The organism is Anaerolinea thermophila UNI-1 (assembly GCF_000199675.1).
In the GTDB taxonomy this organism is placed as follows: domain Bacteria; phylum Chloroflexota; class Anaerolineae; order Anaerolineales; family Anaerolineaceae; genus Anaerolinea; species Anaerolinea thermophila.
Genome location: NC_014960.1, coordinates 2,989,091 through 3,015,330, shown reverse-complemented (window position 1 = coordinate 3,015,330; position 26,240 = coordinate 2,989,091). Strand labels below are relative to the sequence as shown.

Sequence of the window (26,240 nt, the reverse complement as noted above, 5' to 3'; positions counted from 1 at the left end):
CGAGAAAGCAGATACGTCCGAGTGGCGAGGATCGCCTACCGGCTTGCCAAACAAGCATTACCGATGTATTCACATGCCAAGAGTCCCCATCACTTCACGTTGCCGCAGTTGGGGGCCTGTGTTTTGTTGATGTTCTACCTGAATCTCAGCTATCGCGACATGGAAGAATGGCTGCTGGCAAGCGATGCGGTTGGTAAGGAGCTGGAATTACCGCGTGTTCCCGATCATACGACCCTGCAACGTACCTACGCCAAGATACGCAAAGCGGATTGGATGCGCATGAACGAGACCTTGCTCGAGGAAATCGGACGGCCTGAAGAAGAAGGGGTGGCTGCCGATAGTACCGGCTTCTCACCCGGCCCGGCCAGTTCTTACTACCAAAGCCGTTCGGGAAAAGCCTATCGCCACTGGGCGAAGGGCGTTTATGCCGTTGGAATTGTCTCGCAATTCATCCTTGCGATGCAATCCGGCTGGGGTCCAGGTAGCGATGCCCCTTATCTGGGCTATCTGCGCCGCAAAGCCAGGCGGTTTGCCAAACGTCGGGCTTGGGTCTTGCTGGCCGATTCAGGGTTCGATGGTCGGACTGTCCGGCCTCAAGACTTGATTCCACCCGTTCGGCGAGGTGGAAATTTGCTGGCCCCTGAACGACGAGCAAGAAGCGAGCTTGTCTCTGCGGCTCGCCTGGATGGTCTCTATGGTCAACGCTGGAAGACCGAAACCGTGAATTCGGTCATCAAGCGCAAATTCGGGCAAGCCATCCGCTCGCGGAAACGCAGCCTGCAAAACCGAGAACCGATTATCAAAGGACTGGTCTACAACATACACCGCTAGGTGTATCTCTTCCTAACCTATCTTTGCAACAGAGCACTTCTGTATCGCTTACCTTAAACGCTGACCCCTTTGGTGGTCTATCTATGGCAGAGGTGGCTGTGCTCTGATAAAGACGGGGCGCTCCAGATTTGATTACTTCAACCAAATGGAACTCTGCCCGAATCTGTTTTGCCCATTCCTTCAATGCTGCTCTTTCCCCACCACGAAATTGTCCGTCACGGTGAATCACAACGCGTTTACCTTGAAATTCCTTGAGAGGGAAAAGACTACGCAGAATACTACTCGGTATCGTCTCCCCTTCAATCGGTGCATCGTGGATAATGTATCGTAAAAATTGACCATCGCTAAAATAGATTCTTGCGATAGCCGTCGCATTCACAGTTCCTGACAACTTTTGTTTTGCTCTGCGAGCAATATCAATCCCAACAACAATATCAGCGTAAGGAAGCGGCTTCGCTAAAACGAACGGCACATTCCCTGTCTTGGCTAATATACCCAGCACGATATTGTCCATAGCATATTGTTCAGAGAATGTATCTTCATAGATAACTTGACTTGGGAGACCATATCGCATTGTCAACGACTTGAAGACGTGATACATGCTATCTTCTTCATCATCTTCCCATTCGTCATAGCGTGCACTTCCAGGAAATAAAGCAAGTAGAATGTCAGGCTTTGCCGACTCGAGACAGTTTACCGCGTTTTCCAAATTTGCTCTTGAAAGTATCTCAATCTTTTGTTGGCGTTGCCCATTGACTTCAACCGATTGAATAGAGAAATTCAACTTCTCTAACGCGGCTTTAAGTTCACGCAGGAATGTCATCAATGCCTGTTGTGCGACCTGCGGTGATGCGTTAACTATTCCGATCTTTATGGGGTGATTCTTGTCAGGAAACGCGCTTGAACGTTTAAATACGCCATATTTTTCCAAGCTTCGATAAATACGTTGCCCTTCGCCGTGATGAATTTGATTGTTGCCGACGCGTAATTCAGGCATAAAACCAACATCACTCGAGCTCAAGAATGCTTGCGGCAGTGATCTTGACTCAAAACTGTCTGCAAGAATTCCGTGCTTTTTGCCAATAGCGGCGATTTCGCGGACAAGACTATATCTAATTGGCGGATCAAGCCGTAAGGCTTTGGAAACTTGGCGCGGATCCACTCCAAATTTTTTGAGATCGCCCATTCGTACGACAGGGCGCAACATACTAGCGATATAGATATACTGGCTTGTACGTGTTTCGATCTTGACGGTCAATTCATCATCAGGAGCGTGGCTAATCAGATTACGTGTCATCTCATCGCTTGATTTACTTAGCAACCACTCGCGCATTTCTCGAACGTTGCCAGTAATCTCGATGATTGTCCCTTTAAAATCCTTTTTATCCACAGCAACCATTATTCCGATAAGTTCTTGCGGACTTTTCAAGGTAGCAGCAAACTCATGCAATAATTGGGTGTGAAAAATATTGGACGAAACAGCGATAGAAACTGCTGGTTCGTTGTTCACTGCCCAACCACGCAAAGCATAATCGCGGTCGGTTCGGACTTTGCCAAAATTCTGTCTTTTTGGTTCAAGCACTCTCCTGATCTCTGTTTGGTAGTTTGCGAGCAAACCCCGAGCCGCGAAATCACCTTGCTCCCAAGCTGAAGGCTCCCATGTTGGGTTGGGAGTAATGCTCTGTACATCCTTCAACGGTTCCTCAGTCCATAGCTGCTTCAGAAATTCTTTAATTGTGTCATCAGGGACTATTTTGTCTGTGACAATTTGACCGCCGCACCATATCCAGTTCCCACCAAACTTATTCCGTAAGCGATACACCAACTCCCACCTATCGCCGATGCATCATCGCTCACTACTTTAATCGCGTAGGCAAATAATTTGGGCAATGCTTCAGGAATAACAGGAAAAACGTCAACGTATGTGGTCGTATCCATTCCCAGTTTCTCCTTCTGATGGCTCACACTGCGGTATTAGCGGCATAACGGTTTGCTTTACCTGCTGGCGGGCGGGCGTAGATAAAACTTTGAGAGCAAGATTCTGTTCGGGTGTAGAAAATGCCCGAAAATGCCGCAGAATCCCGCCAGTCAGGTGCAAGCGGTGTTGGGCGGAGTGTTTTACATATGACAAGATCAAACTACAAATTTACCCTTGCTTGAAAGGGTTGTGGGTTTATAAACAAAAACTACTACTATCGCCCATATCATTACAATTGTGCTTACTACTGCTGCAAGCAAGCCATTGCCCGCATTTGATGCTGAAATGTAATTAAAGCATCCATGCCAAATTGCCAAAATAAGAATGCTACCTTCTGCGCTATTAAACAACCATGTGAATACAATTGCACCAGCAAACAATCCGATGACCCATCCAATGGCTATCGAAGTGTCGAATAAATAAAAGAATTGTGGCAAATGCCATAATGCCCAGAAGAAGGCTAATATAATTGTTGCATAAAGTGCGTTGCGATCTTTCTGTAAGCGAGGCAATGCGTATCCCCGCCAGCCGATTTCTTCTCCTATACCGAAAGTCACTAACCAAAGAAACAGTGCGCCTATTCCCAATGGGGGAAGAAAATGAATTTCTCCTAATTCGGAGAGGGAAATTTTGGTGTTGGTAAGGAGATTCATTACCAAAGCAACGAGAAAACCGATGATAAGTGGGGATAAGGCTACAAGCCACCAAATACCCCCAACTCGCCATTTGATTATCCGTCCCCAAAGTTCTTTTAACCCTTGTTGCCCCTGAGATGTCCAAGTGACAATTAAGGCAGAAATCATTGGTCCGTATGCCACAAAGTAATGAAACCATTGTGGGAATATGGGTTGGATAATTTCTTGTTTGGCTAGCGCCAGCGGAATTCCGATTGTCCACGAGATTGCGTAAGCGAGAATGAAATACACAACAAGATTTCTATAATTCTGATATGTAATTGACTTGTCTTCCATTTTGCACTTTCTTCAATAATGATATGCGGAACTCCGCCCAACTAATAATTATACGGATTCCTGATCCACAGCATTCTTACCGTATAACTGACCGAAAAAAGCATGTTATACTGCGATTGTGCTTGATTAACTCAAATCCTCTGCTGGGGACAAATTGTTATCCTTATTATATTCCAAATTCGTAAGGCTAAGTTGTTTTTATGACTGATCCATCCTCCCCAAAGCCCAAAAAACTTCTCGACCAGCTTCGCGATGCGATCCGACTGAAGCATTATTCCTACAGCACTGAGAAAACCTATGTCCACTGGGTCAGGCGCTATATTCTCTATCACAACAAACGCCATCCGGCCGAAATGGGCCCCGCTGAGATCGAGGCCTTCCTCACCCATTTGGCAAAAGAGGAGCAGGTATCCGCCTCTACTCAGAATCAGGCATTCAGTGCCTTGCTGTTTCTATACCGAAACGTCCTGCAAATTGATCTTCCTGTTCCAATCCATATCCTGCGCGCCAAACGCTCGGAACACCTGCCAACGGTCTTATCGAAAGATGAAGTGGCAAGGGTACTGTCAGGAATGCAGGGACTGCATCAATTGATGGGGAAGTTGCTCTACGGATGCGGGTTGCGCTTGATGGAGTGCCTGCGTTTGCGGGTGAAAGATATCGATTTTGAGCAGTCTCAGATCATTGTCCGGGAAGGAAAAGGCGAAAAAGACCGCGTTACAATGTTGCCTGCCTGGTTCAGCCCCTCAAGGAACAGATCGCCTATGTTAAGAAACTTCATGAACAAGATTTACGCCACGGATTCGGATCGGTTGAACTTCCTTTTGCGCTTACCCGCAAATACCCCAATGCAGATAAAGAATTGGGCTGGCAATATCTTTTTCCATCGGAAAGATTATCCATCGACCCACGTAGTGGAATTGTGCGTCGTCACCATCTGGACCCCAGCGGGTTGCAGCGGGCGGTCAAAGCTGCGGCGAAATTGGTGGGAATCGACAAGCCCGTCAGCCCGCACACCTTCCGCCATTGCTTTGCCACTCACCTGCTCGAAGCAGGCTACGACATCCGGACTGTTCAGGAATTATTAGGGCATAAAGATGTAAAGACAACTATGATCTATACCCATGTGCTCAATCGTGGCCCCAAAGCCGTGCGCAGCCCACTGGATGAATAAACACATAAGGTTTTCGATAATATAGCCAAAATGTGGCACTGAAACCCGCAATACAAGAGGTGTTGTATTGCGTAAAACACACCAAAACGCACGAAAACCGGGCGTTTTTGCCCCGTAAGGGGCAAAAAATACGCAATACAACGGTGCCTGTAACATAGGCGGTAGGTTTTGACACAAAAAGGCAGGCCCCGAGTAAGAGGGGAATTATCACACAGCCATCTCAAGGAGCCCGCCATGCCGATGGTCGTCCTGCAATTGCCAAATGTCAAGCGGAAACAAGGAAATCGGCCGAAGAAATGCCCCTATTGCTTGGGAGAGACCTTCCAACGCTGGGGCAAAAGGCGCAAAGCGTTGCGGAGACGGTCGTTCCCGCAGCGTTCGCTGTATGTCGAGGTGGAGACCGGCACCTGCCTGCACGACACTAATGCCAAGTGGCGCATGAACGCTGAACTCAACGGCGGGCGAGTGGCGCTGGTAGCGCGCTCTGAGATAGATCAGCCCGGCAGGCTCGTGCCACTCGCCGGTGAACCTGGAATGTTAAGGTTCTTCCATCAGCTTAACAGAAGCTTATGCTTCCCGGCAGAAGGCGAATACCATCCCTCGATGGGGCCTGTTGGCCTTGTATGGGGACTTTAAAAAATTGAGTGCCCTCGGCAGGACACGAATACCACCCCTCGATGGGGTCTGCCAGCCTTGCGTACACTGAAAGTCAGGAGGGATTAAAAGAAAGAGTGCCCTCGGCAGGACACGAATACCACCCCTCGATGGGGTCTGCCAGCCTTGCGTACACTGAAAGTCAGGAGGGATTAAAAGAAAGAGTGCCCTCGGCAGGACACGAATACCACCCCTCGATGGGGCCTGCCAGCCTTGCGTACACTGAAAGTCAGGAGGGATTAAAAGAGAGAGTGCCCTCGGCAGGACACGAATACCACCCCTCGATGGGGTCTGCCAGCCTTGCGTACACTGAAAGTCAGGAGGGATTAAAAGAAAGAGTGCCCTCGGCAGAACACGAATACCACCCCTCGATGGGGTCTGCCAGCCTTGCGTACACTGAAAGTCAGGAGGGATTAAAAGAAAGAGTGCCCTCGGCAGAACTCGAATCTGCAGCCTTTTGCTCCGCAAGCAAACGCTCTGTCCAATTGAGCTACGAGGGCAAGCAGGAGAATATTATACCCGACTCGGGATGTACGTCAAGGGCGATTTTTTTCTCTTAAATTTGTGTCTATTTCTTCTCTTCCATTCAAGCGTATAATCAAACTAATTCTACACAGGGATAACCTGCAGAATAGAGGTGGTGAGAGGATGTCCATTTTTGACCAGATCCGCAAACCTACGCTATTGCTGGATGAGCAGATTGTCCGCCGGAATATACGCGCAATGGCGCAGAAAGTCGCCGCCAGCGGGGTGCATTTCCGCCCGCATTTTAAGACTCATCAGTCCTGTCAGATTGGGGAATGGTTTCGTGAAGAAGGGGTGAGCGCCATTACCGTTTCCTCGGTAGATATGGCGAAGTACTTTGCCGATTGCGGTTGGGACGACATCACTCTGGCGTTTCCCGTCAACCTGCGCCAACTGGATGAGATTGCCCATCTGGCAGAACGCATCCGCCTGGGGGTGCTGGTGGAATCGGTGGAGACCGTTCAAGCGCTGGGGGAGCGTGTCCGTGCGCCGCTGGCGGTTTGGATCAAGGTTGATGTGGGCGCCAACCGCACGGGAATTGCCTGGGACGATGTCGAGACCGCCAGCGCGCTGGTCAAAACCTGCCAGGCGTATCCCGCTTTGCGCCTTAATGGCTTGCTCACCCATGCAGGGCAGACCTATCAAGCCGCTTATCCCGCGCAGGTCGAAGAGATTTATCGCCAGAGCCTCTCGAAACTGCAGTCACTGCGCCATGTTCTGGAACAGCAGGGGCTGGCGCAGTCTCTGATTCTCTCTGTGGGCGATACGCCCTCATCTTCCATTGTGCAGGACTTTCGCCCTGCGGATGAAATCCGCCCGGGAAATTTTGTCTTCTATGATGTCCAGCAGTGGATGCTGGGCGCCTGCACCTGGGAGAATATCGGTGTGGCGCTTGCCTGCCCGGTGGTCTCCCTGCATCCGCGCCGCGGTGAGGCAGTGATTTACGGCGGGGCGGTACATCTTTCCAAAGAGTATCTGCTCTCCAAAGGACAGCGTTTTTACGGGCTGGTTGCCCTGCCCAAGGATGGGCGCTGGAGCGAACCGCTCCCCGGGGCGTATGTCTCCCGTCTTTCGCAGGAACACGGCATTTTGCGCTTGTTTCCCCATCAGTTGGAGCAGTTGCGTGTAGGCGATCTGGTGTGTATCCTGCCCGTACATTCATGCCTGACTGCGCAGTCCATGGGACGCTACCTGACACTGGACGGCAACTGGATAGAGATGATGCCTCGCTTTTAGGATGGAAATAGACCATGGAATGGATGCCTGTTTTTCTATGGTGGTTCTTTTCGACCTTCTTTGGATTGGCGGTTTTTCCGCTCACCTTTGAGTTTTTCCGCACCCTGCCCGAACGCGGCGCGGCGCTGGCGCGAGCCATGGGATTATTGCTGGCGGTATATCTTTTCTGGCTGGGATCTTCGCTTCAATTTCTTCCCAATACGTCCGGGGCAGTGCTGTTTTCCATAGCGCTGGTTGCTGTCTGGGGGTGGGTGAGGGTATGGCGCGACGAACAACGCCGCCAGTCCCTGAAAGATTTCTGGAGGGAACGTTGGCGCACCATTCTGGTGGGTGAGGTGCTCTTCCTGCTGGCGTTTGTCGGCTGGAGCGTGGTGCGGGCTTACGCTATTGGCAAGATCATGCGCTTCGGCGGCGAAAAGTTCATGGAGATTGCCTTCCTCAACGGCGTTCTGAACAGCCCCACCTTTCCGCCATTAGATCCCTGGCTTTCGGATTTTGCCATTTCCTATTACTACTTTGGCTATATCATCGCCGGCGCGCTGGTTAAACTAAGTGGGGTGCTTTCGGCGGTGGGCTTTGATTTGTTCGATGCCCTGCTGTTTGCCCTTACTCTGCAGGGGGCTTACGGGGTGGTGTTCAACCTGGTCTGCCTCTCGAAGGCAAACGCCCGCGCCGTGGCAACGGCTGGGGTGCTGGGGGCGGTTTTTGTGGCGGGGATGGGTAACCTCGAAGGCTTGCTCGAGTCGCTCTACGCTCGCGGCTGGCTTCCTCAATCCTTTGCCCGCTGGCTCAATTTGCCCGATTTTCCCTTCAACTCGCCGCCTGTGGGCAGTTTCATGCCCTCTGGCGGGGGATGGTGGTGGTGGCGGGCGTCGCGTGTGCTTACCGACCTGGATTTAAGCGGCAATGCCATCAACCTTAACCCCATCACCGAGTTTCCCTTCTTCAGTTTCCTGTTGGGCGACAACCATCCGCACAAGATGGCACTGCCCTTTGTTTTGCTGGCTGTGCTGATTGCCCTGCATTTCTACCGCCTGGCTCGCGAAGACCGCCTGCCCACATGGATGGAGCAGGGACTGGCAGGGCTGATGCTGGGCAGTCTGGCATTTTTGAATACCTGGGATTTTCCCATCTATCTGGCTCTGCTTCTGCTGGCATGGTTGGCGGGGCGGTGGTCGGCACAGGGCAGGCTGACCCGTGAGCACGGGCTGGAAGTTTTGCGCTTTGGGGGGCTCTTTGTGCTGGCGCTGGTACTTTTCTACCTGCCTTTCTGGGCAGGGTTTGCCTCGCAGGCAGGGGGCATTTTGCCGCAGATTTTCCCACCCACCCGCCTTTCGCAGTACAGTGTCATGTTCGGTCACTTCCTGCTGATTTTGCTGGTCTTTGCCCTGGGGGTGCTGGCGCGCCGTGATGAGCGCGGGGTGTGGAGCCTGTTCCTGCGTCACTGGTTGGGCTGGATGGTGGGCATTTCGCTGGCTTATCTGGCTCTGCTGGGGGTGGCGGCGCTGGCTTTGCAGATCAATGCTGCCCGTGGTGGCGAATGGAGCGCCTTCCTCCATCCCTATCTGGTGTCTCAATCGCTGGGGCAGACTCTTTTGCTGGTGCTTTCCTACCGCCTGAGTAATCCCTGGCTGTTCCTTGTCCTTACCTTCCTGCTGGGCATGCTCACTACCGGGTTGATGTTCCTGCGTCCGTCTGCGACGAATGAGGGAGAAGAACCCCGTGCACCCGATGACGCCCTGCCGTTCGTGCTGTTGATGGCTTTGCTGGGCGTTGCGCTCACCTTTTCGGTGGAGTTTCTGTATCTTAAAGACGGCTTTGGCGTGCGCATGAATACCGTCTTCAAGTTCTATTTCCAGGGCTGGGTGTTGATGGCGCTTGCCAGCGCTTATGCCCTGTGGTGGCTGGTAAACCGTCCCGCGTTTGCGCGCGCGGTACGCGGGCTGGCGCTTGGAGTTATCACGCTCTCTCTGCTGGGGGGCATGGTTTATCCCGTGCTGGCGACGATTTCGCGCACCAATGCGTTCCAATCCACGCCCACGCTGGATGCCGCCAGCGAGTTCCGCATGGAAAACCCTGAGGACTGGGAAATCGTCCAGTGGTTGAATGCCAACGGCAAAATTGAAGGTAGAGTGCCCATTCTGCTGGAAGCGCCGGGCAAGTCGTACACCTACGAGGGGCGCATCAGCGCTTTTACCGGTTATCCGGCGGTACTGGGCTGGGCAATCCACGAGATGCAGTGGCGGGGCAACTACAACGAGCAGGGCAAGCGCGAACCCGACATCGAAACCATTTACACCACCAGCGATCCCGACCTGGCACTAGCGCTTTTGCGAAAGTGGCGGGTGGATTACGTCATTCTGACCAATACCGAGCGCACGTACATTCGTGATTTATGCTCTCAGCCTGAACGGGCTTGCAATCCCTCGCAGGCAGAGTTGAAATTTGAGAATGTGCTGATTCCCGTTTTCCGCACGGCGACGGGAACGGTGTACCGCGTTCCGCCCAGCCTGCCATGAGCGCCATGCCTGCTGAAACCGTACAAATTCACAACAATTTCAGTACAGAACTTTCGCATAAAATGCCTGTGCTATAATCTTGCCGAGAGGATGACCGATTTATGAGCAAAATTTGTGTGATTGGAACGGGATATGTTGGTCTGGTCACGGGAGCGTGCTTTGCCGATTTGGGAAACACGGTGACCTGTCTGGATGTGGATGAAACGCGCATCGAGCGACTCAAGCAGGGCATCATGCCGATTTATGAACCCGGCTTGGAGCAGATTGTCCTGCAAAATGTGCGTCATGGACGCCTGCACTTCACCACCTCTTACCCGGAAGCCCTCAAGGATGCTGAGTTTGCCTTTATTGCGGTAGGCACCCCCTCAGGGGTGGATGGCGAAGCCGATTTGCAGTATGTGCGTCAGGCGGCAGAAGCCATTGCCGATATTGTCGATCACCCTATCATCGTAGTGAACAAATCCACCGTGCCGGTAGGTACAGGCGACTGGGTGGCAGAGGTGATTAACCGCCGCCGTGCCGGCAAGCCGCTGGAGTTCAGCGTGGTGAGCAACCCTGAATTTCTGCGCGAGGGGTCTGCCATCAACGACTTCATGATGCCGGATCGTGTAGTGCTGGGGTCGCTCCATCGCCAGGCGGCGGAGAAGGTGGCGCAGTTGTATCAGAGTCTGCGCTGTCCCATCATGATTACCGACCTGCGCACCGCCGAGATGATCAAGTACGCCTCAAACGCTTTCCTTGCCACGCGCATTTCCTTCATTAATGAGATTGCCAATATCTGCGAAGAACTGGGCGCTGACGTGCGCGAAGTTGCCCGCGGCATGGGGCTGGATAAGCGCATCGGTCCGGCGTTCCTGGATGCCGGTTTGGGCTGGGGGGGCAGTTGCTTCCCGAAAGACGTGAAGGCGCTGGCACACATGGCAGTTCTGCACGGTACACACCCGCAACTGCTTCAGGCGGTGATGGAAATTAACCGCAACCAGCGCCGCCGGGTGGTGGTTAAACTGCGCAAAGCCCTGGGCACGCTGGATCAAAAAGTCATTGGAGTGCTGGGGTTGTCTTTCAAACCCAACACCGATGACATCCGCGAAGCCCCTGCCCTGGAAGTCATCCATCTGCTGGAGAACGAAGGCGCGCTGGTCAAAGCCTACGACCCGCAAGCCATGGAAAACGCCCGCAGTGTCCTGCCGCGGGTGCAATTGGTGGAGACACCCTATCAGGTGGCAGAAGGCGCAGATGCGCTGGTGCTGGCAACCGAATGGAATGAGTTCAAACAGTTGGATTTTGAGCAAATTTACCGCTCCATGCGCCAGCCGGTCATCATGGACGCCCGCAACCTGTGGAACCCCGATCAGTTGCGCGCTATGGGATTTACCTATTTTGGCATTGGGCGGGGAAATTCCGTCCCGCCCAAGGGATAGGTGTTTAGTCTGATCGCAAACAAGACCTGCAAGCGTCCCTTGCGGGTCTTGTTTTTAATTGCGTGTAATTGTCCCGGATTCTTGTACCCTTTCGCAAAGTTTATTGTACAATCGTTGTAAGACTTGCTCAGAGAGGGTAAGATGAATGAGATTCGTACTGCCCAGGCAGGGGATATTTGTGTGCTGCTGATGCCGGAGCCGGAAGACCTCCCTCCCATTCGTCAAATGCAGGAAGAACTGATGCGCACGTTCGGCGGCTGGATTTCTGCTGAGGTGCATGTGACCTGTCAGCGCTTTGAGCCACCCCTGGACCGCAAGGTGCATGAGGTGGTGCTGAACTTGCGCACCGCTCTGGCGCGCTTTCCTGCTTTCCCGGTGATTGCCAGCGGATTGACCCAGTTTCATGCGCCTTTCTGGCAGAGTTATGTACTGCGCTGGGAGGTGGAGTACACCCCTGAGTTCAAGGCTTTTATCCTTGCCCTGGATGGGTTGCTCGAACAAGCCGGCATTCAGCCACATTATCCCCACGATACCCCCTTTACCTGCAGTGCAATTGACCTGATTACCCCTGTACAACTTGAGTACGCTCCCGTCTATTCTTACCCCATGCATTTGTTCACTGCCCGGCGGGTGATTTTCAGCCGCGTGATGGGTTTGAACGATTTTGAAACGCTTGGTTTTGCGCAACTGAGTCAGTGAAATGAATACAGATACCTTTTTTTCTCCCAGAGGCCTTGCCTCTTTGTTGTCTTTTCCCTTCCGGAATCGTGAAACGTTCACCCGTTTTCTGTTCCTGGGCGGCTTCTTTGCGTTGGGGTGGGTTTTCCCGCTGTTGCCGATTTTAATTTCCGCTGGTTATCTGCTGGAAGTCCTGCGCCTGGCGGCGCAGGGGGCGCAGCCTACGCTTCCACCCTGGGAAAACTGGGGACGTTTGTTGCTCAACGGCTTGAAAGTCTTTGGCGGTGGATTGGTTTTTCTGCTTCCATCTCTGATCCTGGCTATCAAGGCGTTTGTGCTTTATTTTGGGGGCATGGTGGTCTTTGCTGCCCTCGCCGATGCGGGACGTGAGGGGCTGGCGTTCTTGCTCATGTTCCTGGCTGTGACATTACTTTTTGTCTTTCAGATGCTCGGCTTTCTCTTTTATCTTATCGGCGGTACGTTGTTGCAACCCGCGCTGGCTCACATGGCACTGCGGGAGTCTTTCTCCGCGCTGTTTGACTTCAAAGGCTGGTGGCGTGTTTTCAAAGCCAGTAAAGGCGGTTTCATCGTCACCTTTTTGCTGGGTGTCATGCTCTTTTATGGGATTCAATTGGCACTGGCATTGACTTTTCCGATATGGATTTTCTTCCTGTTCTTCTTGCCCGTGTTGACCTCTTTTGCTTTTGCTTATGCGTTCACCCTCTGGACGTGGTTGGGTGGTGCGGCTTACTCGGAGAGCCTCAGCACTCTTGAAGAAAACGCCTCTCTAGAGTAAAAACAATCTCATGAAAACTATTTTGTCAGTCCTCGAAGATTTTTTCCAGAACGATGACTGGAATTATGTGCGTCTGGAAGATACCACTATTCTCAACACAGCTTTTCAGGGGCAAAATGGACGCTATGAATGCTTTGCCCAAGCGCGCGAGCAACAGCATCAATGCGTGTTTTACTCCGTGTCCCCCCTCAAAGTCCCCCCTGAAAAGCGCCATGTGGTGATGGAGTTCATCACCCGTGCCAATTACGGCATGGTGGTGGGAAATTTCGAACTGGATTTGAGCGACGGCGAAGTGCGCTACAAAACCAGTCTGGACGTTGAGGACGTTGATTTTACTCCCACAATGGTGCGCAACCTGGTTTATCCCAATTTGCTGATTATGGACCGCTATTTTCCCGGAGTGATGCGAGTGGTGTATGGTGGACTCACTGCTGAAGAAGCCATTCAGGAAATCGAACGATAACGTGAACCGCATTTATCACATCATCAACAGCCGTGCCGCGTATCAGGCGGCGATGGGTTTGGGCAGGACATTGCCGCCGGTCGTGGGTTATGCCCTGGCAGATTTGCTTTCGGGACTGATGAGCCGCATGCCGCATCTGGCGCTGGTGCGCGCGGTGCGCCTGAATCAGTGGATTGTCCACGACCGCCAGGTGGATTCCCGCCAACTGGATCGCCTGGTGCGCGAGACTTTGCGCAGTGCCGCCCGCGCGGTGTACGACTTTGCCCACTGGAAAGACCATCCTCAGGTGCTGAAAAAGGTCGTGAGGGTAGAGGAAAGTTTTCGCCAGGTGGCAGAGAAAGCCCGTCGGCGCGAACATGGGGTCATTCTGGCGCTCCCGCACATGACCAACCCCGATCTGCTGGGCTGGGTTTCGGCGCCGCTGTTCGGGCGGCTCACTGCCATCGCACCCAACCGCCTGATGGAGGGTTATCAGGTACAGAATCAACTGCGCCGCCAGGTGGGCATTGAGGTCATCCCCGGATCGCTGGAAGCGGTACGCACCGCGCTTGCCCGTCTGCGCGAAGGGGAGGCGGTGGTTTTTGGGGTAGATCGCCCGTATGCCGACAGCGCCTTTCGCCCGCGCTTTTTTGGACTTCCTGCCGCTCTGCCGGTAGCCCATGTGCGCGTAGCCTTGAAACTAGATTTGCCGATTTACGTGGTAGGCGCGGCTCTGAAAGAGGATAAGCAAATTTCTCTCTGGGCGACCGAATACCGCCTTCATCGCCTGCCCAACCCGCAGGAAGAGATTCTCGTCAACGCCGAGAGGGTGCTGGAGGTGGTGATGGATAATATCCGCCAGTATCCAGTACAATGGAATATGACCTTTCCGGTCTGGCCCGACTGGATGGAGCGAGTCCCATAAGTCACAACGAAGGGAAAACACTATGGAAAATCAAATCAAAAATCATGTGCGCGTCAATGAAACCATTTTGCGCCCGCTGGAGAAGAAAGCCCTGGAGTGGCTGGCGGCGCGCATGCCCGCATGGGTGAATCCCGATCACCTCACTGCATTGGGCATTTTTGCTTCACTGCTGATTTCCATCAGCCTGATTCTCACCAACTTCAGCCCGTCTTTCCTCTGGCTGGCAAACCTGGGGGTATTCCTGAACTGGTTTGGCGACAGCCTGGACGGTACACTGGCGCGCTACCGTAAAATTGAGCGTTCCAACTACGGGTATTACATTGACCACGCGGTGGATGCGGTTTCTGAAGCCCTGGTGTTCATGGGGTTGGGGCTTTCGCCCTATGTGCGCGTGGAATTTGCCATGCTGGCGCTGATTACCTACCTGATGATGTCCATTCAGGTGTTCCTCTACAGTCAGGTCAAAGGCATTTTCCAGATTTCTTTCCTGCGCCTGGGTCCCACCGAAGTGCGCCTGATCATGATTCTTTCGAACATTTTCGTCTTTTATGTGGGCAATCCCACTTTCTCCAGTTTGCTGGGCACTTTCACTATGTACGACCTGGTGGCGCTGTTCATTGCCCTGTTGCTGTTCAGTGCCTTTATTATTGTCACCATCATTCACGCCCGCGAACTGGCCGCGTTTGATGAGAATCTGTTGCGCCTGCGCGCCGAACGCGAAGCCCGCAAAGCCGAGCGTGCCGCGCGCAAGGCGGAACGCGCCGCCAACCGCCGTGCCCGCCGGGTTAAACCTCAGCGGTTTGTCCTGCCGGTCAAGTTCCATCTGCCGGGTAAGGGGTAAATCATTCTGGTTTGTTCAAATAGCAAACACCCTGAAGGAATCCGCCTTCAGGGTGTCTTTTTCCTTCATTTTCTGTCCTGCTAATTCATGCGCACCGGCTCTAACTGACTCTGGATGGTGCACAGGCGGTGATACAGCCCGCGTTTTGCCAGCAGTTCTTCGTGAGCGCCTTCCTCAACGATGTGGCGTCCTTCCAACACCACAATTTTATCGGCGTTGCGAATGGTGGAGAGGCGGTGGGCAATGATGAGGGTGGTGCGCCCGCGCATCAGGCGCTCCAGGGCTTGCTGGATGAGCAGTTCGGTTTCGGTATCCACTGCCGAGGTGGCTTCATCCAGAATCAGAATGGGGGCATCCTTCAAAACGGCACGAGCAATGGAGAGACGCTGTTTTTGCCCGCCGGAGAGTTTGACGCCGCGCTCGCCAATCAGGGTGTCGTAACCGTTGGGCAAGTCCAGGATGAAGCCGTGAGCATTGGCGATTTTTGCCGCTTCAATCATCTGCGCTTCGCTGGCATCGGGGTTGCCAAAGAGCAGATTTTCCCGCACTGTACCGTGAAAGAGAAAAACGTCCTGCAGGACAATGCTAACCTGCCGGCGGAGCGACTCCAGCGAGAGGTCGCGCACGTCGTAGCCATCCAGTTTGAGCGAGCCGCTGGTCACGTCGTAGAAGCGCGGAATCAGGCTTGCCAGCGTGGATTTACCCACACCGGTGGGTCCCACCAGCGCCACCACCTGCTCGGGTAAAATCTCCAGGTTGATGTTCTCCAGCACCGGCTCGCCGGGAATGTACTCAAAGGATACCTGATCGAAGCGGATGTGTCCTTTTGCCCGTTCGGAAATCACGATGGGATGCGAGCGCTTTTCCAGTTCGGGCTGTTGTTCCAGCAGGTCTGCCACCCGCTCGGCGCCCGCCAGTGCATTTTGCACCGCTTCCCATGCGCCGCTCAGGTTGCGTACCGGCTGATAGAACATCTCCAGGTACAGGAAGAAAGCCACCAGGTCGGCAACCGGCAGGGTTTGCTGAAACACCAGCCGCCCGCCGAAGTAAATCACCACCAGCGTACCCAGCGACGAGGCAAAATCAATGAAGGGCTGGAAGATTGCCATCAGGCGCAGGGCTTTGAGGTTGGCTTTCTTGTAATTCTCCACCCCGTTGCCCACCCGCACATACTGCTCTTCTTCCTGCGTAAAGGCTTTGATTTCGCGGATGCCGGAGAGGTTATCGTTGAGGATGGCGTTCAGTTCGCCCAGCACTTTTTGACGTTCCACGAAGCGCGGGCGCACGTAGCGCGCGTACAAGCGCAGAGAAAGTACCACTAGCGGGATGGGAACCAGGCTGAGCAGAGCCAGAATCCAGTTGAGTTGAAACAGCACCGCGCTGATAGCAACCAGTGTAACCACGTTCACCAGCACATCCGGCACAGCGTGAGCGATTAACTGCTCAAAGAGGTCGGTGTCGTTGATGACCCGCGACATCAGTTGACCGGTTTGCTTGTCCTCGTAGAAGCGCAGACTGAGGCGTTGCAGGTGATCGTAAACGTACTTGCGCAGGTCGGCAACCACCCCCCAGCCGGCGATGTGCGCCATGTAACTGCGCAGGTACTGAAAGACCCCGCGCGCCAGATAGACGGCAATCACCGCCAGCGTCAGGGTGGTGATGATATTCAGCGTTTGCGGGCTGGATAACCCGCCGGTGACGGTGTTGATGAGCGTGCGCACTGCCCAGGGGATGAACAGTTGAATACCCACCAGCGCCAGCATACTCACCACGGTGATGAGCAGTTCTTTCCAGTAGCGTTGGGCAAAGCGAGAGACTAACTGCAGTGGTTTCATCGAAGCACCTCTCATTCGTTGGGGAAGGATAAACCAATACCGGTATCCAGATGATAGACCTCGTCGCGGTGACAGTCCGAAGAGCGCACGTTGTCCACATGGCTCTGGTGATCGGCGTGCGCCTCGGTGATGCGGTCCCGCTGGGCGAGGATTTTGCGTTTGGCAATGATATCCAGACGGTTGGAACGGTACATTTGCAACAGGGCGCTGGCGGCTTCCCAGCGGGTGGCGCGCTCGTTGGATTTGAGCAAGGGAATGAGCGCATCTACGGCGCGCGGGTCTCCGATGTTGCCCAGCGCCAGCGCCGCGGCTTGTCGGATGGCATCACTGTTGGAGTTGAGCAGGTCCAGCAGAGGCAGGACAGCCCGCGAATCGCCGATTTTACCCAGCGCCTGGGCGGCGTATCCCGTCAGCGCGGGATTCTCCAGCGCGTTGATCAGCGGATACACAGCGCGGGTGTCGCCAATATCGCCCAGGATGCGCGCCGCATATTCGTTGATGGGTGGCGGGGACATTTGCAACGCCTGTATCAGCGGCAGGACGGCAGCAGAACCGATTTGAGTCAGCACCCACGCCGCGCGTTCCTGCACAAAAGGGTCGGCATCGCCCAGCGCCGGGATGACGGCAAGCACGCCGTTCAAGTCAATCTGCACCAGCGATTGCATGGCAATCTGCACGAAATCTTCCTCGTGGCTTTTGATGATGCCCAGGAGAGGGGGGACGGCGCGGGCGTCCTGGGTGCGTCCCAGGGCGCGGATGACCCTGCGGCGCACCTCACGGTCCCGGTCGCGCAGGGCTTGTAAAAGCACCTCGACTGCTTGCGGCGAACCCACCTGCTCCAGGGCTTCGGCGGCGGCGCGGCGTACTTCAGCATCCACATCGTGTAGTCCCTGCAGGAAGACTTCCACCCCCTGGGGGGCGCCCAGTCTGCCCAACACGCGGATAGCGCCTGCCCGCACATCGCGATCCTGATCTTTTGCCGCGCGTAATAACTGAGGTACGGGAGTCTCCCCCATTTGCTGGAGACGTTCCCAGTTTTGAAGAGCAATCCATTCCAAAACCTGTTCCCGGGGATTGGTAGGATGCCAGCCCAGGACGCTCAGGGCTTCGGCGGCGGTTTTGCGCACTGACGAGGATTCATCTTCCAGCGTGCTCACCAGCGGGCGGATGGCGCGCCCTTCGCCAATCTTGCCCAGCGCTCCTGCGGCAAACTGACGCACCTCTGGCACGGCATCGCGCAGGCACAAAATCAGATTCTCCGTGGGTAACCCCCGAGAAGCGGCATCCAGGCGGGGGGCGATGTTGCCTAACGCCCATGCGGCGGCGCGCCGAACCACGAAAGCCCCATCGCGCAAAGCTCCAATCAGCGGGTCCACCGCCAGACGCAGATATGCCGGCTCGTTCAGATTTACCCCCAGACGCCCCAGCGCCCGTGCCGCTCCCTCGCGTACCCGTTCCTGCGGCGCGCGCAATGCTCCAATCAAGGGCAGAATGGCGGGCTGTCCCACGGCGCTGAGCGCCCCGACCACTGCTTGAAAGACAGAGGAATCGACCTCCTCCAGCGCAACAAGTAGCGCGGGAATGGTCTTTTCCCGCGTTTCCGGAGGTTGTCCTTCCAGTACTTCAGCCAGGGCTTGCGCGGCTCTGCGCCGTACGGTAGGATCTCCCCGGTATTTCAGCGCACTTAACAAGCCTTTAATATCGCGACGAACTTTCAGGGCATCAATATTGGGTGGACCAAAAAGGGGCATATTTGAATTAAAGCATGGTTGAAGGGGGATGTCAAACCAGTCACACTGTAGGATCAACTTTTGAAATTTATCTGAAATGCAACCCCGAAATTTTTGCTGTAATTTAATGTTAAAAATCTGTTCTGGAAAAATGCATGTCCGATTCCGCTCATCTGGAAAAGACGTTGCTCGAAACCCTGGGGGAGGCAGTTATCGTTACAGACAGGGATTGGCGGATTGTGATCTGGAATCGGGCAGCCGAAGCGCTGTACGGCTGGAAAGCCGAAGAAGTGCTGAACAATCCCGTCAGCCAGTATTTATCCACCCAGTACGAAGACCCTCAGGAAACCACCCAAAGTGCCTTTCAAAAATTAATCCGTGATAAAGTCTGGCGGGGCAGGGTGCGCCAAACCACTCGTCAGGGCAAAACCCTCTGGATTGCCTCCACCGTGGCATTGCTGGAAAACGAGCAGGGTGAGATGATTGGCATGGTTGCAGTCAACCGCGATATCACCGAGAGTAAGCGGACGGGCGAAAAACTGAGCCGGCTGGAACAGTTAAACCACATGATTCTCAAGGGGAACACCCTGGACGAACTGTTCTATCTGTATGCGCAGGGCATCGCTGGTTTGTTGCCCTGCCACCGTATTATCTTATGGCAATTTCTGGACCAAGCCCGCTACAGCATTGTATGGCAGTATGACCCCGTGGCTGAGCGCTGGAAGCAGGGGGGAGAACATCCTTTGCAGGGTACGCCGCTGGCGGCGCTGCGCGCCATGGCTCAGCCGTTTTGCATTCCAGACCTGACTCAGGGAAATTACACTCTGGATGGGGAGTCTTTGCGCGTCGAGGACCATTCGCTGTTGCTCTTGCCCATCCGCCCGGAGATGGACGTGCGCTTTGCCATTGGACTGGTACATACCGAACCGGAGATGTATCGGGAAAATGACCTGCAATTTTTACTTCCCAGCGCCGATATGCTCAGTCTGGCACTTCGCCAGCGCGAACTGATGCAGGAACTGCAGAGGCAAGCCGAGGAAAACCGCCGTCTCTACGAGAAAACCCGGGAGAACGAAGCCAATCTCTTCCGCCTTTCCCGAGCACTGATGAATGTGCAGGAAGAAGAAAAGAAACGCCTCTCGCGCGACTTTCATGACCAGTTGGGGCAAGCCATTACCGCTCTGTACTTAAATCTGACGCGCATTTCCGCTACCGTCAAGACGGCTTTTCCGGATTTGGCGCAAAACCTGGAGGAAAGCCTGCAACTGGCTTCTTCCATCCTCAATCAGGTGCGCGCTCTTTCTCTGCAACTGCATCCCAAAATGCTGGAGGATTTGGGCTTCATCACCGCCCTGCGCTGGCTGGCAAATCATATGGCTCAGTCGGCGGGATTGTCCCTTACCCTCTCCACCCCTGATGCTTACCACCCCATGCCCCGCGAGGTGGAACTGGCGTTTTACCGTGTTGCCCAGGAAGCTCTCAGCAATATTTTGCGTCATGCCCGGGCAATGCATTGCTGGTTTATCTTTGAGCAAACCTCGCAAGTTTCCCGTCTGGAGATTCGCGATAACGGGTGCGGTTTTGACCTGTCCCGTGTTCGTGCTTCAACGTTTGGCAAGTCGCTGGGGTTGAATAACCTGTACATGCGCGCCGAATTGATTGGGGCGAATCTTAAGATAGATACCGCTCCCGGACAGGGTACCAAAATAATTATGGAGTGGCGTCATGCCTGAGATCCGCATTCTGCTGGCGGATGACCATACGCTGGTGCGGCGAGGCATTCGCCTCTTGCTGGAAGGTGTGCCTGACTTTTGTGTGGTGGGGGAATCTGCCAGCGGTGAGGAAACCCTGCAAAAACTGCAACAATCCCAGCCCAATGTGCTTTTGCTGGATATCTCCATGCCCGACACCAATGGGCTGGAAATCCTCAGCAGGGTCCTGGAGATTTCGCCTGCGATGGTGGTGATTATGCTTTCTATGTATAAAGATGGAGAATACATCGCCCGCGCTTTACAGGCGGGGGCGCGCGGTTACCTGTGGAAAGATGCCCCTGATGAGGAACTGATTCGTGCCATTCGTGTCGCCATGTCAGGCGAGATTTACCTTCCTCCCGGGGTTTCCATGGAGCACATTCAAGCCCTCATAGCTGCTCAACCGCCGGTCGAACGTCTGACCGCCCGGGAGAAGCAGGTGCTGGCGCTGCTTGCCAGCGGATTGACCACTCAGGCAATTGCCGTGCGATTAGGGGTCTCTCCGAAAACCGTTGAGACTCACCGCAGTCATGTGATGAGCAAACTGGACTTGTACGATATTGCCTCGCTGACCCGATTTGCCCTGCGTCATGGATTGATTCAGGAAACATAACATCGCCGATGTGTCTTGCCGGAAATCCCTCTCCCTGCTATGATGAAGGCAGGGAGGGTTGCCTTGTTCCCTCTGTTGCCTGAGTTTCACTTTCATCGCTACCGCGAAATTGTGCGGGTACTGCTCAATCATGGGCTGGAGTTCCTGTTTGCCCGCCTGGATCCGCAGTGGGCGCCCATCCGGCGTTTCCTGCGTTTGCCCGCCGGGAGTGTTGCCGCGCCTTCCATGCCCGATGAAGTGGCGCTGCATCTGCGCCTGGCACTGGAAGAGTTGGGCGTCACCTTTATTAAACTGGGACAAATCCTTTCAACCAGACCCGATTTGCTCCCCCCGGAGTTTATCCGCGAACTCTCGCGCCTGCAGGATAGCGTGCCGCCTCTGCCCTGGGAGGTGATTCGCCCGGTCATCGAGCAGGAACTGGGCAGACCACTGGAGGACGTGTTTGCCTGGATTGACCCTCAACCGCTGGCAAGCGCCTCGCTGGCGCAGGTACATTTTGCCCGCCTGTACGACGGCAAAGAGGTGGTGCTTAAAGTCCAGCGTCCCGGCGTCCCGCGGCAGGTCAAGGTGGATCTGGATATCCTCACCGCCTGGGCGCGGCGGGTTGCCGGTACCCGTTTAGGTCAGTATTATGACTTTGTCGGCGTGGTGGATGAGTTTGCCTTTACCCTGCGCAACGAACTGGATTATCGCCGCGAAGCCCGCAATGCGGAACGTTTCCGCCGCAACTTTGCCGGAGAGCCTTATCTGCATATCCCTGAAGTGTATTGGCAGTACACCACTCAGCGTCTGCTGGTGATGGAATATCTTAACGGCATCAAGATTGACCAGTTTGACCGCCTGCGTGCCGAGGGCTACGATCTGAAACGCATTGCCCTCAACAGCGCCCGCATTGTAATTAAGGAAGTGCTGGAAGATGGCTTTTTCCACGCCGACCCGCATCCGGGAAATTTTGTCATCCTGCCCGGTGAGGTGATTGGCGCGATGGATTTCGGCATGGTGGGTTTTTTGCGCGAGTGCGACCGCGCCGACCTGGTGCGCCTTTACATCGTCTCGGTCAGGCTGGATGCCGAGGGCATTGTGGATCAGTTGATTCGTATGGGTGCCGCGGATGTGCATGTCAACCGCAAACAGTTAGCGCTGGATATCAACCGCCTTCTGATGAAGTATGCGAATTTGCCACTCAAGGAAATCCGCGCCCGCGAGGTCATTGAAGAAGTGACCCCCATCATGTTCCGTCATCATCTGCGGTTGCCTTCCAATTTGTGGTTGCTGGGCAAAACACTGGCGATGATGGAGGGCATCGGGTTGCAGTTAGACCCCGATTTCGATGTTTTTGCCGTCTCCGAGCCTTACGTGCAAAAACTCACTCTGGAGATGTTCCTGCCCAACCGTGCCTGGTTGGAACAGGGATTGCAAATGGGCATGGAATGGGAGCAGTTTATCCGTGCCCTGCCGCGTACCGGATTACAAATGCTGGAAGACCTGGAACGCCGTGAGCCGCTCCCTCTGCAAATTGCCGGGGCAGAACGTTTCATGACACAGGTTCATCGTCTCTTCATTTACCTGGTTTTTGGCATCCTGCTGGCGGCGCTGATTGTGGCACTGGCGTTTCTGCTGGCAATGTCTCCCACAGGTGACTGGACGCGTATTTTGCTGGGCGGTGCGCTTTTCCTGGTGTTGGGTGTGTCTATTGGATTGCTCATCTCCATGTTCTGGAATCGACCCCGTTAATCCGGTTTTTTGATATACTTTGAACATACATTCTCACCAATTCGATGGAGAGGGTCATCATGAAGGTTACGGTATCGCAACAGCATCTGGCGCATGGACTGGGTCTGGTTTCTCGAGCGGTTGCACCGCGGAGCACTCTGCCCGTGCTGGGAAATGTCCTGCTGGCGACCGATGAAGGACGTTTACGCCTGGCAGCCACCAATCTGGAACTGGGAATTTCCTGCTGGCTGGGCGCACAAATTCAGGAAGAAGGTTCCATTACCGTGCCTGCCCGCCTGTTTGCCGACTTAATTGGCACCCTGCCCAACGAGATGATTCATCTGGCGGTCAATCCGCGTTCGATGGCGCTCTCTGTCAAATGCGGTTCTTCTTCCACCGAATTGAAGGGCATTGATGCGGCGGAATTTCCGCCCGTTCCGGCGGTGGACAGCGACCACGGTGTGCTTTTGCCGGTCGCCGACTTCAAAGAGATGATTCAGCAGGTTGCCTTTGCAGCATCTACCGAGGAAGCCCGACCCGTCTTGCAGGGGGTGCAGATGGTCATCAGCGGTGATGAAATTTCGCTGGCAGCCACGGATGGTTTCCGTATCTCGGTGCGTCAGATGCGTCTGAGCGAGCCGGTTGCTCAGCCTATTTCCGTCATCATTCCTGCTCGCGCTCTGCAGGAACTGGCGCGCATTGCGCAGGAGGGTGAAGTGCGTCTCATCGTTCCGCCCGGACGCGGTCAGGTGGTTTTCCAGATGGAAAACCTGCAACTTACCTCGCAGTTGATTGACGGCAATTTCCCCGACTACAAGGTCATCCTGCCGCGCTCGTACAAGACTCACACCATTGTCTCCACCGAAGCCCTGCTCAAAGCCGTCAAACAGGCGGAGATTATTGCCCGCATGGGCAATGGGGTGGTGCGCCTGCACTTGCAGAAGTTCGATGACCGACCCGGGCAGATTGAAATCTCTGCTCAATCTGAAGAGACCGGTGCCAACGAGTCGCTGGTGGATGCCAACATTGAAGGTCCCACGCTGGCGATTGCCTTCAACGTCAAATTCCTGCGCGAGGCTCTGGAAGTCATCAAGACGCCCAACCTGGTCCTGCAGACCAACGACAACCGCTCTCCGGCGCGCCTGCAACCGGTGGGCGATGAGTCTTTCCAGCATGTGATTATGCCCATGCACCTGGGCTGAACATAGAGGAGTGAGATGGTCACGCACGGCTCGCACCCGGGACGGCAGTTCCGTATCTATCTAGCATTGTGTCAGTACCCGGTGCTGGCGGGGCGCATTCGGGCGCGCATGCGCCGCGAACTTTTCGAGCGGGGCATCATCACCCCGCTTGAATTTGAAGAACAAGCCCGTGCACTAGCCATTCAGACCCAGGAATGGGAGGGCTTGCGCGACCCCTACGGCGAAGAACCCGCCGAAATGTGGGAACTGCGCCTTCAGCGGGTGCGCGATCATCACACCGATTATCTGTTCAGTCAATATCTTTCCTACGAACTCTTTGAGCAACTGGTTTGGGAGGTGCTGCGCGAACGCGGGGTGACCTTTGAAGACCAGGCGCTTTCGTTTAACCCCGAACTTGCGCCGCTCGAACTGGTCTTCGAGGAAGCCTTCCGCATTGAATCCATGCCGCCGGAACAGCGCGCTCCCCTGGAAGCCCGCCTGAAAGAGAACAAGGTGGTCATCATCCGCACCCTCATCAGCGACCAACTGGGCTACCTGGACGTTGCCAAGCAGTGGTTTACGGTAGAGGATCTGGCGGAAATTCGCCGTCGCAAAATTGGCACCGGACGCATCGGCGGTAAAGCCGCAGGCATGTTGCTGGCACTGCGCATTCTGCGCTCTTCGGGTGACCCCGAGATTCTGGAGTGCCTCAACGTGCCGGATTCGTACTTCATCGGCTCGGATGTCTTCTATACCTTCATGACCGTCAACAATCTGGTGCGCTGGAACGACCAGAAGTACAAGAGCGAAGAGGAAATGCGCACCGACTACCCGCAAATTGTGCGCGACTTTGAGTCCGGACAATTTCCGGTAGATATTCTGGACCACCTGCGCGATTTGCTGGCGCGTATTGGCAAAAAGCCGCTTATCGTGCGCTCATCCAGTTTGCTGGAAGACAACTTCGGCACTTCGTTTGCCGGGAAGTACGAGAGCGTCTTCCTGCCCAATCAGGGCGATGTAGAGCAGAACCTGCGCGAATTGGTGCGCGGCATTACCCGTGTGTACGCCTCTACGCTTAACCCGGGGGCATTGCTCTACCGGCGCAGCAAACGCCTGCAGGACTATGATGAGCGCATGGCAATTCTGCTTCAGGTGGTGGAAGGTGAGCGTTACGGGCGCTATTTCATGCCACACGCCGCCGGCGTGGCATTCAGCCGCAACCTGTACCGCTGGGCGCCGCAAATTCGCCGCGAGGATGGCTTCGTGCGGTTGGTGTGGGGACTGGGAACGCGCGCGGTGGACCGTGTGGGCAACGATTATCCCCGCCTGGTGGCGCTCAGTCATCCGTTGTTGCGCCCTTCGACCGACCCGAAACAGGTGCGCCGCTATTCTCAACAGTATGTGGACCTGATTGACCTGGAGGATAACGTCTTCAAGTCTTTGCCTGTTCATGAGGTGCTGGATGCGCGCTACCCGCCTCTGCGCTATCTGGCGCAGGTGGATCGTGACGGCTATTTTGAGTCTCTGCGCAGTGCTTTGCTGGATGTCACGCCGCGGCATCTGGTGATCACCTTTGAGGAATTGCTCAAGCGCACCGACTTTGCCGAGAAGATGCGCCATATCCTCAAGACGCTGGAAAAAAACTACCATTCTCCGGTGGATCTTGAATTTACGTTGAACATCGAATATGCCGATCATACTCAGCCGCACCTTTGTATTACCATTCTGCAGTGCCGCCCGCAGTCCAGTCTGATGCCCACCGAGGTCGTCAGTTTGCCGGTTAATTTGCAACCGGAAGATATCATCTTCTCGACACGCTTTGTGGTGCCGGAAGGGGTGGTTTCGGGAATTGATTATGTGCTGTACGTCCCGCCGGAAGGCTACTTCCAGCTGGAAAGTATGGACCTGCGCAATCTGCTGGTGCGCACCATTGCCCGCCTGAACGCCGTGCTGGAGAACGAGCGTTTCATCTGTGTGGGTCCCGGACGCTGGGGAAGCGCCAACTCCGATTTGGGGGTGCCAGTCAACTACGGCGATATCTACCACACCCGCGCGCTGGTGGAACTTTCCGGGCAGGGGGTAGGAAGCGCGCCCGAACCTTCTTTGGGGACGCACTTCTTCCAGGACTTGATCGAGTCTCAAATTTACCCGCTGGCAATTGTGCTGGATGATCCTCAGAGCGTCTTCAACCGCCGCTTTTTCGATGGTTCGCCCAACCGCGTGGAACAGTTCATTCAGGTGGATGCGCGCATTCTGCCTGCTCTGCGCCTCATTCGTGTAGCAGATTTCCGTCCCGGACATCATCTGCGTCTGGTGATGAGCGATGAGAAATCCTATGCAGTGGCGTATTTAGAACCGAAGAACGCCTGACATTTCCACCACGACAAAATCATCCCACTCTCTACGGGATTGTATAAAAAGTTATG

Annotated in this window: 19 protein-coding genes, 1 tRNA gene and 1 pseudogene; 16 read left to right on the top strand and 5 right to left on the bottom strand. The window is 54.6% G+C overall.

All coding sequences use genetic code 11. The features are described 5' to 3' along the window. Positions 1–21: 21 nt before the first annotated feature. A complete protein-coding gene (locus tag ANT_RS13610) occupies positions 22–831 on the top strand; it encodes a transposase (RefSeq protein WP_172634560.1) in 810 nt (269 codons plus the stop codon). On the opposite strand, the gene ANT_RS13605 is transcribed toward ANT_RS13610, so the two are convergent. Continuing rightward, a complete protein-coding gene (locus ANT_RS13605) occupies positions 800–2,653 on the bottom strand; it encodes a Piwi domain-containing protein (protein ID WP_013561109.1) in 1,854 nt (617 codons plus the stop codon). The genes ANT_RS13610 and ANT_RS13605 overlap by 32 nt on opposite strands. A gap of 311 nt (positions 2,654–2,964) precedes the next feature. After that, the gene (locus ANT_RS13600; protein WP_013561108.1) at positions 2,965–3,780 is read right to left on the bottom strand and encodes a CPBP family intramembrane glutamic endopeptidase; all 816 of its coding nucleotides are present in this window, start codon (positions 3,778–3,780) and stop codon (positions 2,965–2,967) included. 200 nt (positions 3,781–3,980) lie between these two features. On the opposite strand from ANT_RS13600, the pseudogene ANT_RS18030 reads away from it, so the two are divergent. Continuing rightward, positions 3,981–4,954, top strand: a pseudogene (locus tag ANT_RS18030) (integron integrase). Between the two features lie 234 nt (positions 4,955–5,188). Beyond that, a complete protein-coding gene (locus ANT_RS13590) occupies positions 5,189–5,590 on the top strand; it encodes a hypothetical protein (RefSeq protein ID WP_041455055.1) in 402 nt (133 codons plus the stop codon). Between the two features lie 444 nt (positions 5,591–6,034). Here the strand turns inward: ANT_RS13590 and ANT_RS13585 are convergent. Next, positions 6,035–6,108, bottom strand: a tRNA-Arg gene (locus ANT_RS13585). Between the two features lie 148 nt (positions 6,109–6,256). On the opposite strand from ANT_RS13585, the gene ANT_RS13580 reads away from it, so the two are divergent. The 8 genes from ANT_RS13580 to ANT_RS13545 all read left to right on the top strand — a co-directional run bounded on the left by ANT_RS13580 (position 6,257) and on the right by ANT_RS13545 (position 14,991). Further along, positions 6,257–7,369: an alanine racemase gene (locus ANT_RS13580; RefSeq protein ID WP_013561105.1), complete on the top strand. Its 1,113-nt coding sequence runs from the start codon at positions 6,257–6,259 to the stop codon at positions 7,367–7,369. A gap of 14 nt (positions 7,370–7,383) precedes the next feature. Next, a complete protein-coding gene (locus ANT_RS13575; protein ID WP_013561104.1) occupies positions 7,384–9,888 on the top strand; it encodes a DUF2298 domain-containing protein in 2,505 nt (834 codons plus the stop codon). A 101-nt stretch (positions 9,889–9,989) separates the two neighbouring features. Next, positions 9,990–11,309, top strand: a complete 1,320-nt coding sequence (locus ANT_RS13570) for a UDP-glucose dehydrogenase family protein (protein WP_013561103.1) — start codon at positions 9,990–9,992, stop codon at positions 11,307–11,309. A 141-nt stretch (positions 11,310–11,450) separates the two neighbouring features. Further along, a complete protein-coding gene (locus ANT_RS13565) occupies positions 11,451–12,008 on the top strand; it encodes a hypothetical protein (RefSeq protein WP_013561102.1) in 558 nt (185 codons plus the stop codon). Positions 12,009–12,054: 46 nt separating this feature from the next. Then, complete coding sequence (locus ANT_RS13560) at positions 12,055–12,783, top strand: DUF4013 domain-containing protein (protein ID WP_172634630.1); 729 nt, start codon at positions 12,055–12,057, stop codon at positions 12,781–12,783. Positions 12,784–12,793: 10 nt separating this feature from the next. Next, positions 12,794–13,246 carry a type III secretion system chaperone family protein gene (locus ANT_RS13555; protein WP_013561100.1) on the top strand — a complete coding sequence of 151 codons (453 nt, stop codon included), beginning with the start codon at positions 12,794–12,796 and terminating at the stop codon, positions 13,244–13,246. 1 nt (position 13,247) lies between these two features. Further along, a complete protein-coding gene (locus ANT_RS13550) occupies positions 13,248–14,150 on the top strand; it encodes a lysophospholipid acyltransferase family protein (RefSeq protein WP_041455054.1) in 903 nt (300 codons plus the stop codon). 22 nt (positions 14,151–14,172) lie between these two features. Continuing rightward, positions 14,173–14,991 (top strand): CDP-alcohol phosphatidyltransferase family protein, encoded by an 819-nt coding sequence (locus ANT_RS13545; protein ID WP_013561098.1) that lies wholly within the window; start codon positions 14,173–14,175, stop codon positions 14,989–14,991. Between the two features lie 80 nt (positions 14,992–15,071). Here ANT_RS13545 and ANT_RS13540 read toward each other — a convergent pair whose 3' ends face one another. Further along, positions 15,072–16,826, bottom strand: coding sequence for an ABC transporter ATP-binding protein (locus ANT_RS13540; RefSeq protein ID WP_013561097.1), 1,755 nt, complete (start codon positions 16,824–16,826; stop codon positions 15,072–15,074). An 11-nt stretch (positions 16,827–16,837) separates the two neighbouring features. Then, the gene (locus tag ANT_RS13535; protein ID WP_013561096.1) at positions 16,838–18,577 is read right to left on the bottom strand and encodes a HEAT repeat domain-containing protein; all 1,740 of its coding nucleotides are present in this window, start codon (positions 18,575–18,577) and stop codon (positions 16,838–16,840) included. 134 nt (positions 18,578–18,711) lie between these two features. Here ANT_RS13535 and ANT_RS13530 point away from each other — a divergent pair, with 134 nt between their 5' ends. From ANT_RS13530 to ANT_RS13510, 5 genes are all read left to right on the top strand, one after another. Continuing rightward, a complete protein-coding gene (locus ANT_RS13530; protein ID WP_013561095.1) occupies positions 18,712–20,289 on the top strand; it encodes a sensor histidine kinase in 1,578 nt (525 codons plus the stop codon). Continuing rightward, the gene (locus tag ANT_RS13525; RefSeq protein ID WP_013561094.1) at positions 20,282–20,920 is read left to right on the top strand and encodes a response regulator; all 639 of its coding nucleotides are present in this window, start codon (positions 20,282–20,284) and stop codon (positions 20,918–20,920) included. The genes ANT_RS13530 and ANT_RS13525 overlap by 8 nt, the downstream gene beginning before the upstream one ends. A 63-nt stretch (positions 20,921–20,983) precedes the next feature. Beyond that, positions 20,984–22,654, top strand: a complete 1,671-nt coding sequence (locus ANT_RS13520) for an ABC1 kinase family protein (RefSeq protein ID WP_041455707.1) — start codon at positions 20,984–20,986, stop codon at positions 22,652–22,654. Positions 22,655–22,713: 59 nt separating this feature from the next. After that, positions 22,714–23,835, top strand: a complete 1,122-nt coding sequence (gene dnaN, locus ANT_RS13515) for a DNA polymerase III subunit beta (protein WP_041455053.1) — start codon at positions 22,714–22,716, stop codon at positions 23,833–23,835. Positions 23,836–23,850: 15 nt separating this feature from the next. Continuing rightward, entirely contained in the window at positions 23,851–26,184 is a 2,334-nt protein-coding gene (locus tag ANT_RS13510; RefSeq protein WP_013561090.1) for a PEP/pyruvate-binding domain-containing protein, read from the top strand. Positions 26,185–26,240: the final 56 nt, after the last annotated feature.

What these genes read in the sequence shown, in the direction of transcription:
- ANT_RS13545 (WP_013561098.1), top strand. Translation starts at nt 14,173, where the DNA reads ATGGAAAATCAAATCAAAAATCATGTGCGCGTCAATGAAACCATTTTG.
- ANT_RS13565 (WP_013561102.1), top strand. Translation starts at nt 11,451, where the DNA reads ATGAATGAGATTCGTACTGCCCAGGCAGGGGATATTTGTGTGCTGCTG.
- ANT_RS13600 (WP_013561108.1), bottom strand. Translation starts at nt 3,780, where the DNA reads ATGGAAGACAAGTCAATTACATATCAGAATTATAGAAATCTTGTTGTG.
- ANT_RS13590 (WP_041455055.1), top strand. Translation starts at nt 5,189, where the DNA reads ATGCCGATGGTCGTCCTGCAATTGCCAAATGTCAAGCGGAAACAAGGA.
- ANT_RS13575 (WP_013561104.1), top strand. Translation starts at nt 7,384, where the DNA reads ATGGAATGGATGCCTGTTTTTCTATGGTGGTTCTTTTCGACCTTCTTT.
- ANT_RS13570 (WP_013561103.1), top strand. Translation starts at nt 9,990, where the DNA reads ATGAGCAAAATTTGTGTGATTGGAACGGGATATGTTGGTCTGGTCACG.
- ANT_RS13525 (WP_013561094.1), top strand. Translation starts at nt 20,282, where the DNA reads ATGCCTGAGATCCGCATTCTGCTGGCGGATGACCATACGCTGGTGCGG.
- ANT_RS13555 (WP_013561100.1), top strand. Translation starts at nt 12,794, where the DNA reads ATGAAAACTATTTTGTCAGTCCTCGAAGATTTTTTCCAGAACGATGAC.
- ANT_RS13530 (WP_013561095.1), top strand. Translation starts at nt 18,712, where the DNA reads ATGTCCGATTCCGCTCATCTGGAAAAGACGTTGCTCGAAACCCTGGGG.
- ANT_RS13540 (WP_013561097.1), bottom strand. Translation starts at nt 16,826, where the DNA reads ATGAAACCACTGCAGTTAGTCTCTCGCTTTGCCCAACGCTACTGGAAA.
- ANT_RS13510 (WP_013561090.1), top strand. Translation starts at nt 23,851, where the DNA reads ATGGTCACGCACGGCTCGCACCCGGGACGGCAGTTCCGTATCTATCTA.
- ANT_RS13535 (WP_013561096.1), bottom strand. Translation starts at nt 18,577, where the DNA reads ATGCCCCTTTTTGGTCCACCCAATATTGATGCCCTGAAAGTTCGTCGC.
- ANT_RS13580 (WP_013561105.1), top strand. Translation starts at nt 6,257, where the DNA reads ATGTCCATTTTTGACCAGATCCGCAAACCTACGCTATTGCTGGATGAG.
- dnaN (WP_041455053.1), top strand. Translation starts at nt 22,714, where the DNA reads ATGAAGGTTACGGTATCGCAACAGCATCTGGCGCATGGACTGGGTCTG.